Annotated in this window: 13 protein-coding genes; all 13 read left to right on the top strand. The window is 70.9% G+C overall.

Annotated features, from left to right (window positions below; all coding sequences use genetic code 11):
- Positions 1-16: 16 nt before the first annotated feature.
- The 13 genes from ACQPYZ_RS13035 to ACQPYZ_RS12975 all read left to right on the top strand — a co-directional run bounded on the left by ACQPYZ_RS13035 (position 17) and on the right by ACQPYZ_RS12975 (position 13,277).
- Positions 17-1,027 carry an aldo/keto reductase family protein gene (locus ACQPYZ_RS13035; protein WP_433167797.1) on the top strand — a complete coding sequence of 337 codons (1,011 nt, stop codon included), beginning with the start codon at positions 17-19 and terminating at the stop codon, positions 1,025-1,027.
- Positions 1,024-1,233 (top strand): hypothetical protein, encoded by a 210-nt coding sequence (locus tag ACQPYZ_RS13030; RefSeq protein ID WP_433167794.1) that lies wholly within the window; start codon positions 1,024-1,026, stop codon positions 1,231-1,233. Before ACQPYZ_RS13035 ends, ACQPYZ_RS13030 begins: the two co-directional genes overlap by 4 nt.
- Before the next feature lie 268 nt (positions 1,234-1,501).
- Entirely contained in the window at positions 1,502-2,218 is a 717-nt protein-coding gene (locus ACQPYZ_RS13025) for an SCO2322 family protein (RefSeq protein WP_433167792.1), read from the top strand.
- Entirely contained in the window at positions 2,219-3,319 is a 1,101-nt protein-coding gene (locus ACQPYZ_RS13020) for an energy-coupling factor transporter transmembrane component T (RefSeq protein WP_433167790.1), read from the top strand. It begins immediately after the preceding gene.
- Positions 3,316-4,926 (top strand): ABC transporter ATP-binding protein, encoded by a 1,611-nt coding sequence (locus ACQPYZ_RS13015; protein WP_433167788.1) that lies wholly within the window; start codon positions 3,316-3,318, stop codon positions 4,924-4,926. The genes ACQPYZ_RS13020 and ACQPYZ_RS13015 overlap by 4 nt, the downstream gene beginning before the upstream one ends.
- A complete protein-coding gene (locus tag ACQPYZ_RS13010) occupies positions 4,923-5,765 on the top strand; it encodes an ECF transporter S component (RefSeq protein ID WP_433167786.1) in 843 nt (280 codons plus the stop codon). Before ACQPYZ_RS13015 ends, ACQPYZ_RS13010 begins: the two co-directional genes overlap by 4 nt.
- On the top strand, positions 5,758-6,288 hold the full coding sequence (locus ACQPYZ_RS13005; RefSeq protein WP_433167784.1) for a bifunctional adenosylcobinamide kinase/adenosylcobinamide-phosphate guanylyltransferase: 531 nt from the start codon (positions 5,758-5,760) through the stop codon (positions 6,286-6,288). The genes ACQPYZ_RS13010 and ACQPYZ_RS13005 overlap by 8 nt, the downstream gene beginning before the upstream one ends.
- Positions 6,285-7,127 carry an adenosylcobinamide-GDP ribazoletransferase gene (locus ACQPYZ_RS13000; protein ID WP_433167782.1) on the top strand — a complete coding sequence of 281 codons (843 nt, stop codon included), beginning with the start codon at positions 6,285-6,287 and terminating at the stop codon, positions 7,125-7,127. The genes ACQPYZ_RS13005 and ACQPYZ_RS13000 overlap by 4 nt, the downstream gene beginning before the upstream one ends.
- Before the next feature lie 168 nt (positions 7,128-7,295).
- Positions 7,296-8,483, top strand: coding sequence for an ROK family transcriptional regulator (locus ACQPYZ_RS12995; protein ID WP_433167780.1), 1,188 nt, complete (start codon positions 7,296-7,298; stop codon positions 8,481-8,483).
- 231 nt (positions 8,484-8,714) lie between these two features.
- Positions 8,715-9,788, top strand: coding sequence for a substrate-binding domain-containing protein (locus tag ACQPYZ_RS12990; RefSeq protein ID WP_433167778.1), 1,074 nt, complete (start codon positions 8,715-8,717; stop codon positions 9,786-9,788).
- 84 nt (positions 9,789-9,872) lie between these two features.
- Positions 9,873-10,688: an ATP-binding cassette domain-containing protein gene (locus tag ACQPYZ_RS12985; protein ID WP_433167775.1), complete on the top strand. Its 816-nt coding sequence runs from the start codon at positions 9,873-9,875 to the stop codon at positions 10,686-10,688.
- Positions 10,685-11,986 carry a sugar ABC transporter permease gene (locus ACQPYZ_RS12980; protein WP_433167773.1) on the top strand — a complete coding sequence of 434 codons (1,302 nt, stop codon included), beginning with the start codon at positions 10,685-10,687 and terminating at the stop codon, positions 11,984-11,986. Before ACQPYZ_RS12985 ends, ACQPYZ_RS12980 begins: the two co-directional genes overlap by 4 nt.
- A gap of 76 nt (positions 11,987-12,062) precedes the next feature.
- Positions 12,063-13,277 (top strand): low temperature requirement protein A, encoded by a 1,215-nt coding sequence (locus ACQPYZ_RS12975; RefSeq protein ID WP_433167771.1) that lies wholly within the window; start codon positions 12,063-12,065, stop codon positions 13,275-13,277.
- The last annotated feature ends 34 nt before the right edge of the window (positions 13,278-13,311 follow it).

Raw genomic sequence — 13,311 nt, 5'->3', positions numbered from 1 at the left:
ACAGTAGGGTCGGGGTATGGACTTCCGCTATCTCGGCAACAGTGGTTTGAAGGTCAGCGAGATCTCGTACGGGAACTGGCTCACGCACGGGTCCCAGGTGGAGAACGACCAGGCCAAGGCGTGTGTGCGGGCGGCGCTGGACGCCGGTATCACCACGTTCGACACGGCCGACGTCTACGCCAACACCAAGGCCGAGTCGGTCCTCGGCGAGGCGCTGGCGGGTGAACGGCGCGAGTCACTGGAGATCTTCACCAAGGTCTACTGGCCGACCGGTCCCGGCGGGCCGAACGACACCGGGCTGTCCCGCAAGCACATCCACGAGTCGATCAACGGCTCGCTGCGGCGGCTCGGCACCGACTACGTCGACCTCTACCAGGCGCACCGGTACGACACCGAGACGCCGCTGGAGGAGACGATGGAGGCCTTCGCCGACGTCGTCCGGTCCGGCAAGGCGCTCTACATCGGCGTGTCCGAGTGGACCGCGGAGCAGCTGCAGGAAGGCCACCGGCTGGCCCGTGAGCTGCGCATCCCGTTCGTCTCCAACCAGCCGCAGTACAGCATGCTCTGGCGGGTGATCGAGGCCGAGGTGGTGCCGGCGTCGGAGGAGCTCGGCATCGGCCAGGTGGTGTTCTCCCCGATCGCGCAGGGCGTGCTCACCGGCAAGTACCTGCCCGGTCAGCAGCCGCCGGAGGGCTCGCGGGCCACCGACGCGAACGGCTCGAACTTCATCAAGCGGTTCCTCACCGACGACGTGCTCACCCGCGTCCAGGAGCTGAAGCCGCTCGCCGACGAGGTGGACCTGTCGCTGTCCCAGCTGGCGATCGCCTGGGTGCTGCAGAACGCCAACGTGTCCTCGGCGATCATCGGCGCCTCCCGGCCCGAGCAGGTCACCGAGAACGTGAAGGCCTCCGGCGTACGGCTGGAGGAGAGCCTGCTGAAGCGGATCGACGAGGTCCTGGGCGGCATCGTCGAGCGGGACCCGGCGAAGACCGCGCAGAACGCGCCGCAGACCCGGCCGGGCTCGTGAGCTGGAGCTGGCGGTTCGAGACCGCCTCCGGTGCCGCCGTCGACCCGGGCGAGGTCGGCGGCGCCGACTTCTCCGCCCAGGGTGACGCGGAGAGCTGGCTGGGCGAGACCTGGCGTGAGCTGGCCGACCGCGGGGTCGGACAGGTCTACCTGCTGGAGGACGGCCGCGAGGTCTACGGCCCGATGAGCCTGGCCGCCCCCGAATAAGCAGTCCCCCCGGAGCCCGGACGACGCCTGCGCGGCGGCGTCCGGGTTCCTGCTTGTTAAGCTGCCGCCGAACCACTCCTGGACGACGGGGAAGCCGGTCGAAGTCCGGCGCTGACCCGCAACCGTAGGCCACCTCTGGTGGCGAGCCGGAACGCTGTCGCCCGGGCAGACAGGCTCACCTACCCGCCGTGGTCCGCGGGTGGAGCCCCACCCTGCCGGTGCAGGCGGGACCTCCTCCACCGGGCCGCGGCCCGATCGAGGACACGACATGACTGCATACCGGGCCGTTCGAGTGGTCCTCGGCCTGCTGGCGGGTCTCCTGCTGGCCGGGACCGTCGCCACCACCGCACACGCCGAGGACGGCTACCGCTTCTGGGGTTACTACCAGTGGAGCGGCGGCCAGTGGGCGTTCTCCCAGAAGGGCGCCGACGCCGTCGTCCCGGCCGACGGCTCCGTGGAGGGCTGGCGGTACGCCGTCGGCGGCGCCAAGCCCCGCGTCCCGCGCGCCGCGGGCGACTTTGAGGCCGTCTGCGGCAAGACCCCGGCCGAGACCGGGAAGAAGCGGGTGGCGCTCGTCGTCGACCCGGGGACGCCGGAGGACGCGCTCAGCGGGGAGACACCGGGGCCCGCGACCGGCACCTGCGTGGTCACGGACGTGAACGCGACCGGTGCGAAGATCCTGGCCGCGGTCGCGCCGGTCCGGATCGAGAAGGGCCTGACCTGCGGCATCGAGGGCTACCCGTCCAAGGGCTGCGGCGACCAGGTGAAGAACATCAGCGTTCCGGCCACCGATGCGCCGGTCACCCTGCAGGTCGAGGCCGCGGTCGGGTCGACGGCCGCGCCGGCCGCTTCGGAGTCCTCCTCGGAGTCCGACTCCGACGAGGGTGCTCCGTGGGCGGCGATCATCGCCGCCGTGGCCGCCGTCGCCGTACTCGGCACTGGCGGTCTGGTGCTGAGCCGTCGGCGCGCGAGTCAGCAGAGCTGAGTGCGTACTGTCCACCACCTCACACTCCCCCGGGCACTCCACCCGGGGGCCTGGTGGTTGTGGGCCCTGGGCATGGCGGTTGCGGCCAGCAGGACGCGCAACCCCGTGCTGCTCATCCTGATCCTCGCCGTGACCGGCTTCGTGGTCGCGGCCCGGCGGAGCGACGCGCCTTGGGCGAACAGCTACACGGCGTTCTTGAAGCTCGGTCTGGTGGTCATCGGGGTCCGCGTGGTGCTGCAGGCGTTGCTGTCCACCCGCTCACAGGGCAACACCGTGCTGTTCACGCTGCCACAGATCCCCTTGCCCGACTGGGCGAACGGGGTCAAGCTCGGTGGTGAGGTCACGCTCGAGGCGCTGCTGACCGCGCTGTACGACGGTGGTCAGTTGGCCGTCATGCTGTGCTGCATCGGCGCGGCCAACGCGCTGGCCAGTCCCCGGCGGCTGCTCAAGTCGTTGCCCGGGGCCCTTTACGAGATGGGCGTCGCCTGTGTGGTCGCGCTGACGTTCGCACCCCAGTTGGTCACCGACGCCCGGCGTATCCGGGCCGCCCGCCGCTTGCGCGGCCGCACCCGCGGCTCCTTCCGGACGACGGCCATGCCGGTGCTGGAGGGCGCCCTGGACCGGTCGGTGGAGCTGGCCGCGGCGATGGACTCCCGCGGCTACGGGCGTACGGCGCAGGTCCCGAAGAGCCAGCGCCGGATCACCGGACTGTGCGTCCTGCTGGGGCTGCTGGGCATCCTGCTGGGCGTCTACGCGTTGCTGACCGACGCGATGGAGGTGCCCTTCGCCGCGTCGGCCTTGGCAATCGGACTGCTGCTGGCGGTGAGTGCGATGGCGATCGGCCGCCAGCGGGTGACGCGAACGCAGTACCGGCCCGATCCGTGGGCGCTGCCCGAGTGGCTGGTCGTGTGCTCGGGCGCGCTGGCTGCAGCGGCCATGATCACCGCGGCGGCGCGCGGCGTCGAGGGTCTGGTGCTGCCGGGTCCTCTGGTCGTTCCACCCGTTCCACTCCTGCCAGTGACCGGCATCCTGATCGGTCTCGCACCCGCGGTGGTTGCTCCGCCACTGCAGGCTCCTCGCCGTGAGCTGGTGACCGCATGATCGAGTTCGACCGGGTGACGGTCACGTACGACGGCGCCGCGGAGCCCGCACTGCGGGAGGTGAGCCTGACGGTCCCGGAAGGTGAGCTGGCGCTCGTGATCGGCCGGACCGGTTCCGGGAAGTCCACGCTGCTGCGGGCGATCAACGGTCTGGTGCCGCACTTCACCGGTGGCACGCTCCGGGGGCGCGTGCTCGTCAACGGACGGGACACCCGGGAGTACCGGCCGCGTGACCTGGCAGACGTGGTCGGCATGGTGGGCCAGGACCCGATGGCCGGGTTCGTCACCGACACCGTGGAGGACGAGCTCGCCTACAGCATGGAGTCGCTCGGGGTGGCGCCGGACGTGATGCGCCGGCGGGTCGAGGAGACACTGGATCTGCTCGGGCTGGCCGACGTACGGGATCGGGCGTTGACGTCACTGTCGGGTGGGCAACGGCAGCGGACCGCTATCGGTGCCGCACTCACGTCACACCCGGCAGTACTCGTGCTGGACGAGCCGACGTCGGCGCTGGACCCGCAGGCTGCCGAGGAGGTGCTGGCCGCACTGCAGCGGCTCGTCCACGACCTGGGCGTCACCGTGGTAATGGCCGAGCACCGACTCGAGCGAGTGATTCAGTACGCCGACCGCGTGATCGAAGTACCGGGTGGGTCGGCTGCTGTCGCCGCCGGGCTCCCGGCCGATCGGATGGTCACCGCGCCGGTCGCGCCGCCCGTGGTCGAGCTCGGCCGGCTGGCCGGGTGGTCTCCACTCCCCTTGTCTGTGCGGGACGCTCGGCGGGCTGCGGTCGCGCTGCGCGGTCAGCTGGGCTCGGTTGCGCCCCTACGACCGGCTGCGGCTGTTGGTGACGAGCTGGCGCGTTGCCGCGACCTTGTGGTCGGCTACGGCAACGTCACCGCGTTGCGCGGGGTGTCGATGAGTCTCCGGGCCGGCGAGATCGCCGCACTGATGGGTCGCAACGGTGCGGGCAAGTCCACGCTGTTGAACACGTTGGTCGGCATCGTCGCACCGCGGTCCGGAACCGTCGCGGCGGCCGGGGCGGACCCACGGCGTACCCGGCCGTCCAAGCTGGTGAAGGCGGTCGGACTGGTGCCGCAGGAGCCGGCCGACCTGCTGTACGCGGCCACGGTCGCCGACGAGTGCGCCGGCGCCGACGACGACTTCCAGGTGCCGGCCGGTAGTTGCCGAGCGCTACTGGACCGGTTGGCTCCGGACGTCGACGACGCCATGCATCCGCGGGATCTGTCCGAGGGACAACGGCTGTGTCTCGCGCTGGCCGTCGTACTGTGTGGTGCTCCGCCGCTGTTGCTGCTGGACGAGCCCACGCGTGGGCTGGACTACGGCGCCAAGCGGCGGCTGGTCGAGATCCTGCGGGAGTTGGCCGCCGCGGGTCACGCGGTCGTGCTGTCGACGCACGACGTGGAGATGGTCGCCGAGGTGGCCACGCGGGTGCTCGTGCTGGCCGAGGGCGAGTTGGTCAGCGACGGCGAGACCGCGACCGTCATCGCCGGGTCGCCCGCGTTCGCCCCGCAGGTGGCGAAGGTGCTCGCGCCGCTGCCGTTCCTGACCGTCGGCGAGGTCGCGACCGCGCTGGAACGTGCGTCGTGAGCTTGCTCCGGTCTCGCAGTACGACGTCCTTCAACCTGGTCCGGCTGAAGCCCCGGAGTACGGCGGCGATGGTGGTCGCCTCGTTGGTCGGCCTGCTCGCGTTCGGGTGGCCGCTGTTGTACGTGACCGAGCAGGCGGGACAGTCGGCGATCGGGCACACCACCGACGCGCCGTGGCTGTTCGTGCTGCTGCTGCCGTTGCTCGTGGCCGTCGTCCTGGCCGAGCTGTCGGAGTCCGGGATCGACGCGAAGGTGATCTCCTTGCTCGGCATGCTGGCGGCGGTCGGGGCCGCGCTGCGGGCGCTGGGTCCGGGCACTGCCGGGCTCGAGCCGGGGTTCTTCCTGCTGGTGCTGGCCGGGCGGGCGTTCGGGGCCGGGTTCGGGTTCGTGCTGGGGGCGGTGTCGCTGCTCGGTGGGGCGTTGATCAGTGGCGGGGTCGGGCCGTGGATGCCGTTCCAGATGTTCGCGTGCGCGTGGGTCGGGTGCCTGGCCGGCCTGCTCCCCCGGGCCTCCGGACGGGTGGAGTTGCTGGTGCTGGCGGCGTACTCGCTCGTGTCGGGCGTGCTGTACGGCGTGGTGATGAACCTGTGGTTCTGGCCGTACGCGACGTTCGGCAGCGACTTCTCCTTCATCCCGGGTGACTCGCTGGCCGACAATCTGCACCGGTACTTCCTGTTCGTGGTGGCGACGTCGCTCGGGTGGGACATCCCACGGGGGGTGCTGTGCGCCGTCCTCGTGCTGGTGCTGGGGCGGCCGGTGCTGACGGCCTTCCGTCGTACGGCGCGGAAGGCGGCGTTCGAGGTACCGGTGGTGTTCGAGACGAGGAGGGACGATGGCTGAGCAGCGGACGTTGATCCTGGGCGGAGCGCGGTCCGGCAAGTCGATCGCCGCCGAGCGACTGCTCGCGTCCGAGCCCGACGTCCTGTACGTCGCGACCGGCGGGGACGGCTCGTCCGACCCGGAGTGGGCCGAGCGGATCGCCAGGCACCGCGCCCGGCGACCGGCGTCGTGGGGGCTGGCGGAGACGATCGACCTGGTGCCCCTGCTCGACTCGCCCGGCCCGCCGATGCTGATCGACTGCCTGACGCTGTGGTTGTCGCGGACGATGGACGCGCTCGAGATCTGGTCGGACCTGGGCCGGGCGGAGTCGGTCGAGCAGGCGATCAGCCGCCTGGGCGAAGCCTGGAGCCGCACGACCCGGATAGTTGTTGCCGTGAGCAACGATGTCGGATCCGGAGTCGTCCCCGCCGACGCCGGCACCCGCCTCTTCCGCGACCTCATGGGCCGCCTCAACACCACCATCTCCCTCCGCTCCGACCAAGCCCTGTGGACCATCGCCGGCCGAACCCTCCCGCTGACATGACCGAGTCGCGGCGCGGGGCCTGGGTGGACGGGCTGTGGTTGGCGCTCGGGACGCTGAGCGTGTTGCCGAGCCGGATGCCTTCGCGGGTGGACCGGGTTGTCGGTGGGCGGGCAATGGTGCTGGCGCCGCTCGTCGGTGCGGTGCTCGGTGGCGTCGCGGCCGGGGTGGTGGCGGTCGTCGAGCTGGTTCGCCCAGATGCTGGCCTGCTGGCGGCCGTGCTGGGCGTGCTCGCGCTCGTCGTACTCTCCGGCGCGCTGCACCTGGACGGGCTGGCTGACTTCTCGGACGCGCTCGGGAGTCGGCGGGACCGCGAGACCATGCTGCGGATCATGAAACAGAGCGATATCGGCCCGTTCGGCGTCGTCGCGATCGTCGCCGTGCTGCTGCTGGACGTCGCGGCGCTCGCAGCATGCGTGCAGGCGGGCTTCGGCTGGCAGGCGGTTCTCGTCGCCGGGATCACCAGTCGGCTGACGTTGGCCTGGACGTGCCGGACGACGGTTCCTTCGGCGCGACCGGACGGTCTGGGCGCGATGGTCGCGGCGACGGTCCGGCCGATCGCTGCCGCTGTCGCGACGACCGCTGTGCTGGCCGTCGTGGTCGGCCTCACCTGGCTGACCGACCGCGAGCCGCTGACCGGCTCCGGCCGCGAGCAGTTGGCCGGCGTCGATCGCGAGCAGTTGGCCGGCGTCGCGGGCGCTGTGCTGCTGACTGTCGTGGTCAGCCTCCTGGTCACCCGGCGCGCCCGGGCGGCGATCGGCGGTGTCACCGGGGACGTCCTCGGAGCCGCCATCGAGCTCGCCGTACTCGTCACCCTTCTCACGCTCGCGCTCACTGCCTGAGACCGCCGGTCGGCCCGTGGCGTGCCCGCACCCGTCGTACGGCGGCCGTGCATTACTGTCACCGGGGACGTTGATGTGGGGTAGTCGTTGGCGAGGTCGGATGGCGATGGTCAGGGTTGATCTGCGGAGTTGGGCGGCGAAGGCCTCGCGATCCGTTATGTTTATGTAATGAACGCAATCCGCCCCGCGCCTGGGTCGCAGGCTTCGTTGCGCGAAGCCAACCGTGAGCGCGTTCTAGGAGTCGTCCGGCGGCACGGCCCGCTGACCCAGGTCGAGATCGCCGCCGCGTCCGGCCTGTCCGCCGCGACCGTGTCGAACATGGTCCGCGAGCTCGACCAGGCCGGCATGGTCGGCCTGTCCCGCAGCATCCGCAACGGCCGTCGCGCCGTCCTCGTCTCGCTCGCGTCCGGCGGCGGGCTGCTCGCCGGCGTCGCCTTCGGCGAACGGGACGTCCGGGTCGCGATCGCCGACGAGTCCCGCGAGATCCTCGCCCAGCAGCTGATGCCGCTGCAGGCCGACCACGTCGCCGACGACGGGATGGAGCGCGCCGCCCGGCTGCTCGCCGACCTGGCCGAGACGGTCAGCTCCGGCGTCGAGGACATCGCCGCGATCGGGTTCGGCCTGCCCGCGCCGGTCGACTCGGTCAGCGGTGAGGCCGGGTCGGACGCCGTACTCCCGGGCTGGCGCGGGGTCAACGTCGCCGAGGCGATGGCCGGCTACCTGCGGGCGCCGGTCGCGCTCGACAACACCGCCAACCTGGCCGCGCTCGGCGAGCTCCGCAACGGCGCGCTGCGGGGCGTCCGGCACGGCTGCTACCTGAAGTTCTCGTACGGCGTGGGCGCCGGGATCGTCCTGGACGGCGAGGTGTTCCGCGGCTCGGCCGGTACGGCGGGCGAGATCGGGCACGTCACCATCGACGAGAACGGGCCGATCTGCCGGTGCGGGAACCGGGGCTGCCTGGACACGTTCGTCGGATCCCGGGCGCTGATCCAGAGCCTGGCCGCGTCGCACGGGCCGCTCCGGCTCAAGGACATCGTGCACCGCGCACTGCAGGACGACCTCGGCTGCCGCCGGGTGATCGAGGACGCCGGCCGCCGGGTCGGGGTCGCGGTCGCCGGGCTGGTGAACCTGTTCAACCCCGAGGTGATCGTCGTCGGCGGCCTGATGGCGGAGGCCGGCGACCTGATCATGACCCCGCTCCGCGAGGCGCTCGACCGCTGCGCCATCCCCAGCGCCGCCGCCACCGTCGAGCTCCGCCCCGCCGAGCTCGGCGACGATGCCGACATCCAAGGCGCCATCCACACCGCCTCGGTCCTCAGCCACTCCCAAGCCGCCAAGGCCCTCACCACCACCTGACCGTTTCGCTGGTGGACCCACGCGGTTGGGGGTTCTCCACCCTGATCCAGGGTGCAGAACCCCTCATTCGGAAGGTCAGCCAGCGAAACGGGGGTGGGTCGGCGCGCGGGTCGGGTTTCGGGTTTGTGTCACGGATATGTCTATTTCTTGAATTCAAGTCTTGACGTCAAGGAGACGGACGGCTTGACTTCCGTCAGGCCTACTCGGGCCATCACGTCAAGGAGTCGCCACATGTTCGTCTCTCCATCCCGTCTCGTCGGCCTCGGCCTGACCGTCTCGGCCCTCGCCCTGTCCCTGGTGGCCTGCGGCTCCGACGAACCCGCGGCCGGAAGCTCCGGCGGCGAGGCCAAGAAGATCGCGCTGCTGCTGCCCGAGTCGAAGACGACCCGCTACGAGGCGCTCGACCGGCCGCTGTTCACGGAGGCGCTGAAGGCGGCCTGTGCCAACTGCGAGCTGATCTACAGCAACGCCGACCAGGACGCGGCCAAGCAGCAACAGCAGGCCGAGGCCGCCCTCACCCAGGGCGCGAACGTGCTCGTCCTCGACCCGGTCGACGGCAAGGCCGCGGCCGCCGTGGTCGCCGCCGCCAAGGGCCAGAGCGTCCCGGTGATCGCCTACGACCGGTTCATCGAGAACGCCGACTACTACGTCTCGTTCGAGAACGAGGCCGTCGGCAAGCTCCAGGCGCAGACCCTGGTCGACACCCTGAAGGCGGCCGGCAAGACCTCCGGCAACCTGGCCATGATCAACGGTTCGCCGACCGACCCGAACGCGGCCGACTTCAAGAAGGGCGCGCACAGCGTGCTCGACTCCAGCGGCTTCAAGATCGCCGCCGAGTTCGACACCCCGGACTGGAGCCCGGACAAGGCGCAGGCCTGGATGGAAGGCCAGCTGAGCGCGATCAAGAACGGCCTGGTCGGGGTGTACGCCGCCAACGACGGCACCGCCGGTGGCGCGATCGCCGCCCTCAAGGGTGGTGGCGTGACCCCGCTGCCGCCGGTCACCGGTCAGGACTCCGAGCTGGCCGCGATCCAGCGGATCGTCGCCGGCGACCAGGCGATGACCATCTACAAGGCCGTGAAGCCGCAGGCCGAGGCGGCCGCCAAGGGCGCGGTGGCGCTCGCGAACGGCGACAAGCCCGAGTCGACCACCGACAAGAACGGCGTACCGTCGACGATCCTCGACCCGGTCGCGGTCACCAAGGCCAACATCAAGGACACCGTGGTGAAGGACAACATCTACAAGGTGACCGACATCTGCACCGCGTCGTTCGCCGGCGCCTGCGCCGCCGCCGGCCTCAGCTGACCCGCCCCCCGGCGCTGCCCCCGCTGTGAGGAGCGGGGGCAGCGCGGGATCATGGCCTGAAGACAAGCCCAGGAGGCTGATCGAGTGACTGTCACCCCCACACCGGCCCCGGTCGGCACCAGTACGGTGCTGGCCCTGCGGGGCATCTCCAAGCGCTTCGGCGCGGTCCAGGCTCTGAAGAACATCGAGCTGGACGTCCGGGCCGGTGAGGTCCTGGCCCTGGTCGGCGACAACGGCGCCGGCAAGTCGACGCTGGTGAAGACCATCGCCGGCGTCTACACCGCCGACGACGGCACGATGGTCTTCGACGGCAAGGAGGTGCGGGTCGGCAGTCCGGCCGAGGCGCAGCAGCTCGGGATCGCCACGGTGTTCCAGGACCTGGCGCTGTGCGACAACCTCGACGTGGTCGCGAACCTCTACCTCGGCCGCGAGCTGCGCAAGGGCAAGGTGCTCGACGAGGTGGAGATGGAGCGGTCCTCCTGGGAGCTGCTCCGCCAGCTGTCGGCGAAGATCCCGTCGGTCCGGATCCCGGTCGCCAGCCTGTCCGGCGGCCAGCGGCAGACGGTCGCGATCGCCCGCTCCCTGCTCGGTCAGCCCAAGGTCGTGATGCTGGACGAGCCGACCGCTGCGCTCGGCGTCGCCCAGACCGCCGAGGTGCTCAACCTGGTCGAGCGGCTGCGCGAGCGCGGTCTCGCGGTCATCCTGATCAGCCACAACATGGCCGACGTGATGGCGGTCGCCGACCGGGTCGCCGTCCTGCGGCTGGGCCGCAACAACGGCGTCTTCACGGTCAGCGAGACCAAGACGCAGGACATCATCGCCGCCATCACCGGCGCGACGGACAACGCGGTCTCCGAGCGCGCAGCGCGCCGGACCCGTGAGGAGGGGACCGCATCATGACGCTGCACGGATCCGAGACGCGGCCCCAGGACACCCCGCGCCCGGCGGCGAACGGGAACGGCGCCACCGCCGAGCTCCCCGCCGACCTGCAGGACGAGCGGCTGATCGCCAGCCACGGCATCAGCGGCGCGGTCTCGGCGTTCACCGCCCGGCTGCGCTCCGGCGACCTCGGCTCGGTGCCGGTGGTGGTCGGCCTGGTCATCATCTGGGCGGTCTTCCAGATCGCGAACAGCTCGTTCCTGTCCAGCCGCAACCTGGTCAACCTGACCCTGCAGACCACCTCGGTCGGGGTGATTGCCATCGGCATCGTCCTGGTCCTGCTGCTGGGCGAGATCGACCTGTCCGTCGGCTCGGTCAGCGGGCTGTCGGCCGCCGTCCTCGGCGTCACCTTCGTCAACCAGGGCTGGCCGCTCGTGCTGTCGTTGCTGGCCGGGGTCGCGCTCGGCCTGGTGATCGGCTTGTTCTACGGCGCGCTCTACACCAGGTTCGGCGTACCGAGCTTCGTGATCACGCTCGCCGGACTGCTCGGCTTCCTCGGTCTCCAGCTGCTGGTGCTCGGCAAGGAGGGCTCGCTGAACCTGCCCTTCGACTCCGCGCTCGTCGGATTCGCCACCCGCAGCTTCCTCTCCCCCGCGCTGGCCTACGGGCTGGTCGCGGTGGTCGTGGCGGTGTACGTGCTGACCCGGCTGCGCGGCAGAGGCGCCCGCGTCGCGGCCGGGCTGTCGGCGGCACCGAACTCGGTCATCGCGATCAAGGCCGGCGCGCTCGCCGTCGTCCTGCTGGTCCCGGTCGTCATCCTGAACGGCGACCGCGGGGTGTCGTCGATGTTCCTGCTCTTCCTCGGGCTGGTGGTGGCCACCGACCTCGCCATCCGCCGGACGCGCTGGGGGCGCTCGGTGGTCGCGGTCGGCGGCAACGTCGAGGCCGCCCGCCGGGCCGGTATCAACGTCCGGATGATCTACCTGTCGGTGTTCGCGGCCTGCTCCACCTTCGCCGCCGTCGGCGGGCTGCTGGCCGCCGCCCGGCTGGTCGCGGTGAACCAGAGCAGCGGCGGCGCGGACACCAACCTGAACGCGATCGCCGCCGCCGTCATTGGTGGCACCAGCCTGTTCGGCGGCCGCGGGTCGGCGTACTCCGCACTGCTCGGAGCGCTGGTGATCATGTCGATCTCCAACGGCCTCGCGTTGCTCAGCCTCGACTCCAGCGTCCGCTACATGGTGACCGCCGGCGTCCTGCTGATCGCCGTCACGATCGACTCCCTCAGCCGCCGCAGCCGCCAGGCCCACGGGCGGGCCTAGAGCACGGTGGGCTCTCCGCTGACCCTGACCAGTGGAAAGCCCACCGTTTCCACCGTCTGATGGCAGGATGTGCCGCATGAGGCCGATGAAGCCGATCAAAGCGTCACACACGCAGGAGAACCACTCGGTCACCACGCTCGAGCTGTTCTTCGACCTGGTCTTCGTCTTCGCCCTGACCCAGGTGACCGCACTGATGGCGGAGGACCTCACCTGGCACGGCGTACTGCGTGGGGTGCTGCTGATCGGGCTACTGTGGTGGAGCTGGATCGGCTTCTCCTGGCTGTGCAACCTGGTGAAGGCCGACGAGGGCGCGGTCCGGCACGTCATGCTGGCCGCGATGGGCGCGATGTTCCTGATCGCGCTCGCGATCCCGGAGGCGTTCGACGACCTGCCGGGCGGCCTGCCCGGTCCGGTGGTCATCGCCGGTGCGTACTTCGCCTTCCGCGCGCTGCACCTGGTGCTCTTCTGGCTGATCGCCGAGGGTGACCAGCAGCTTCGCCGTACCCTCCTGCGCTTCTCCCTGTCGATGCTCGGCGCGAGCGCGCTGCTCGTCGTCGCCTCGCAGTACGACGGCCGGACGCAGACGCTGCTGTGGGCGGCCGCGCTGGCGGTGGACTACGGCGGTACGTACCTGATCGACGCGCACGGCTGGCGGTTCCACTCCGCCGTGCACTTCGCCGAACGGCACGGGCTGATCATCATCGTCGCCCTCGGCGAGTCGATCGTCGCCATCGGCGTCGGGGTCACCGAGTTGCCGATCTCCTGGCCGATCCTGGCCGCGTCGGTGCTCGGCCTGACCGTCGCGTCGGCGCTGTGGTGGATCTACTTCGACGCGGCCCAGCACTACGGCGAGCAGGCGCTGGCCTCCGAACCGGCGGACACCCGGGCGGCGCTCGCCCGGGACGCCTACACCTTCCTGCACTTCCCGATGATGGCGGGAATCATCCTGCTCGCCCTCGGCCTGAAGAAGGTGCTCGAGTACGTCGGGGACACCGAGCACCACCACCTCGACGACCCGCTGAAGGGGATCGGGCTGTACGCGTTGTTCGCCGGGGTGATCCTGTACCTGCTCGGCCACGTCGGCTTCAAGTGGCGGACGATGCACCGGGTCAGCGTGTCCCGGCTCGTCACGGCTGGGCTCGCGCTGGCCGCCGTACCCCTGGTGACGAAGGTGCCGGCGCTGGGTCAGCTCGGCGTCCTCACCGCCCTCCTCCTCGGCCTGGTCGCCTTCGAGTCGGTCCGCTTCGCCCAGGAGCGGGACCAGCTGAAACACGGCGAACACCACACCTAACAAGAACTCCGGTGGGTGGGAGGGGCCGGGTGGC

It is taken from the genome of Kribbella sp. CA-247076, from assembly GCF_050942445.1.
GTDB lineage: Bacteria > Actinomycetota > Actinomycetes > Propionibacteriales > Kribbellaceae > Kribbella.
Note: the sequence above shows the minus strand (reverse complement) of the source record. Positions and strands in the feature narration are given on the sequence as shown.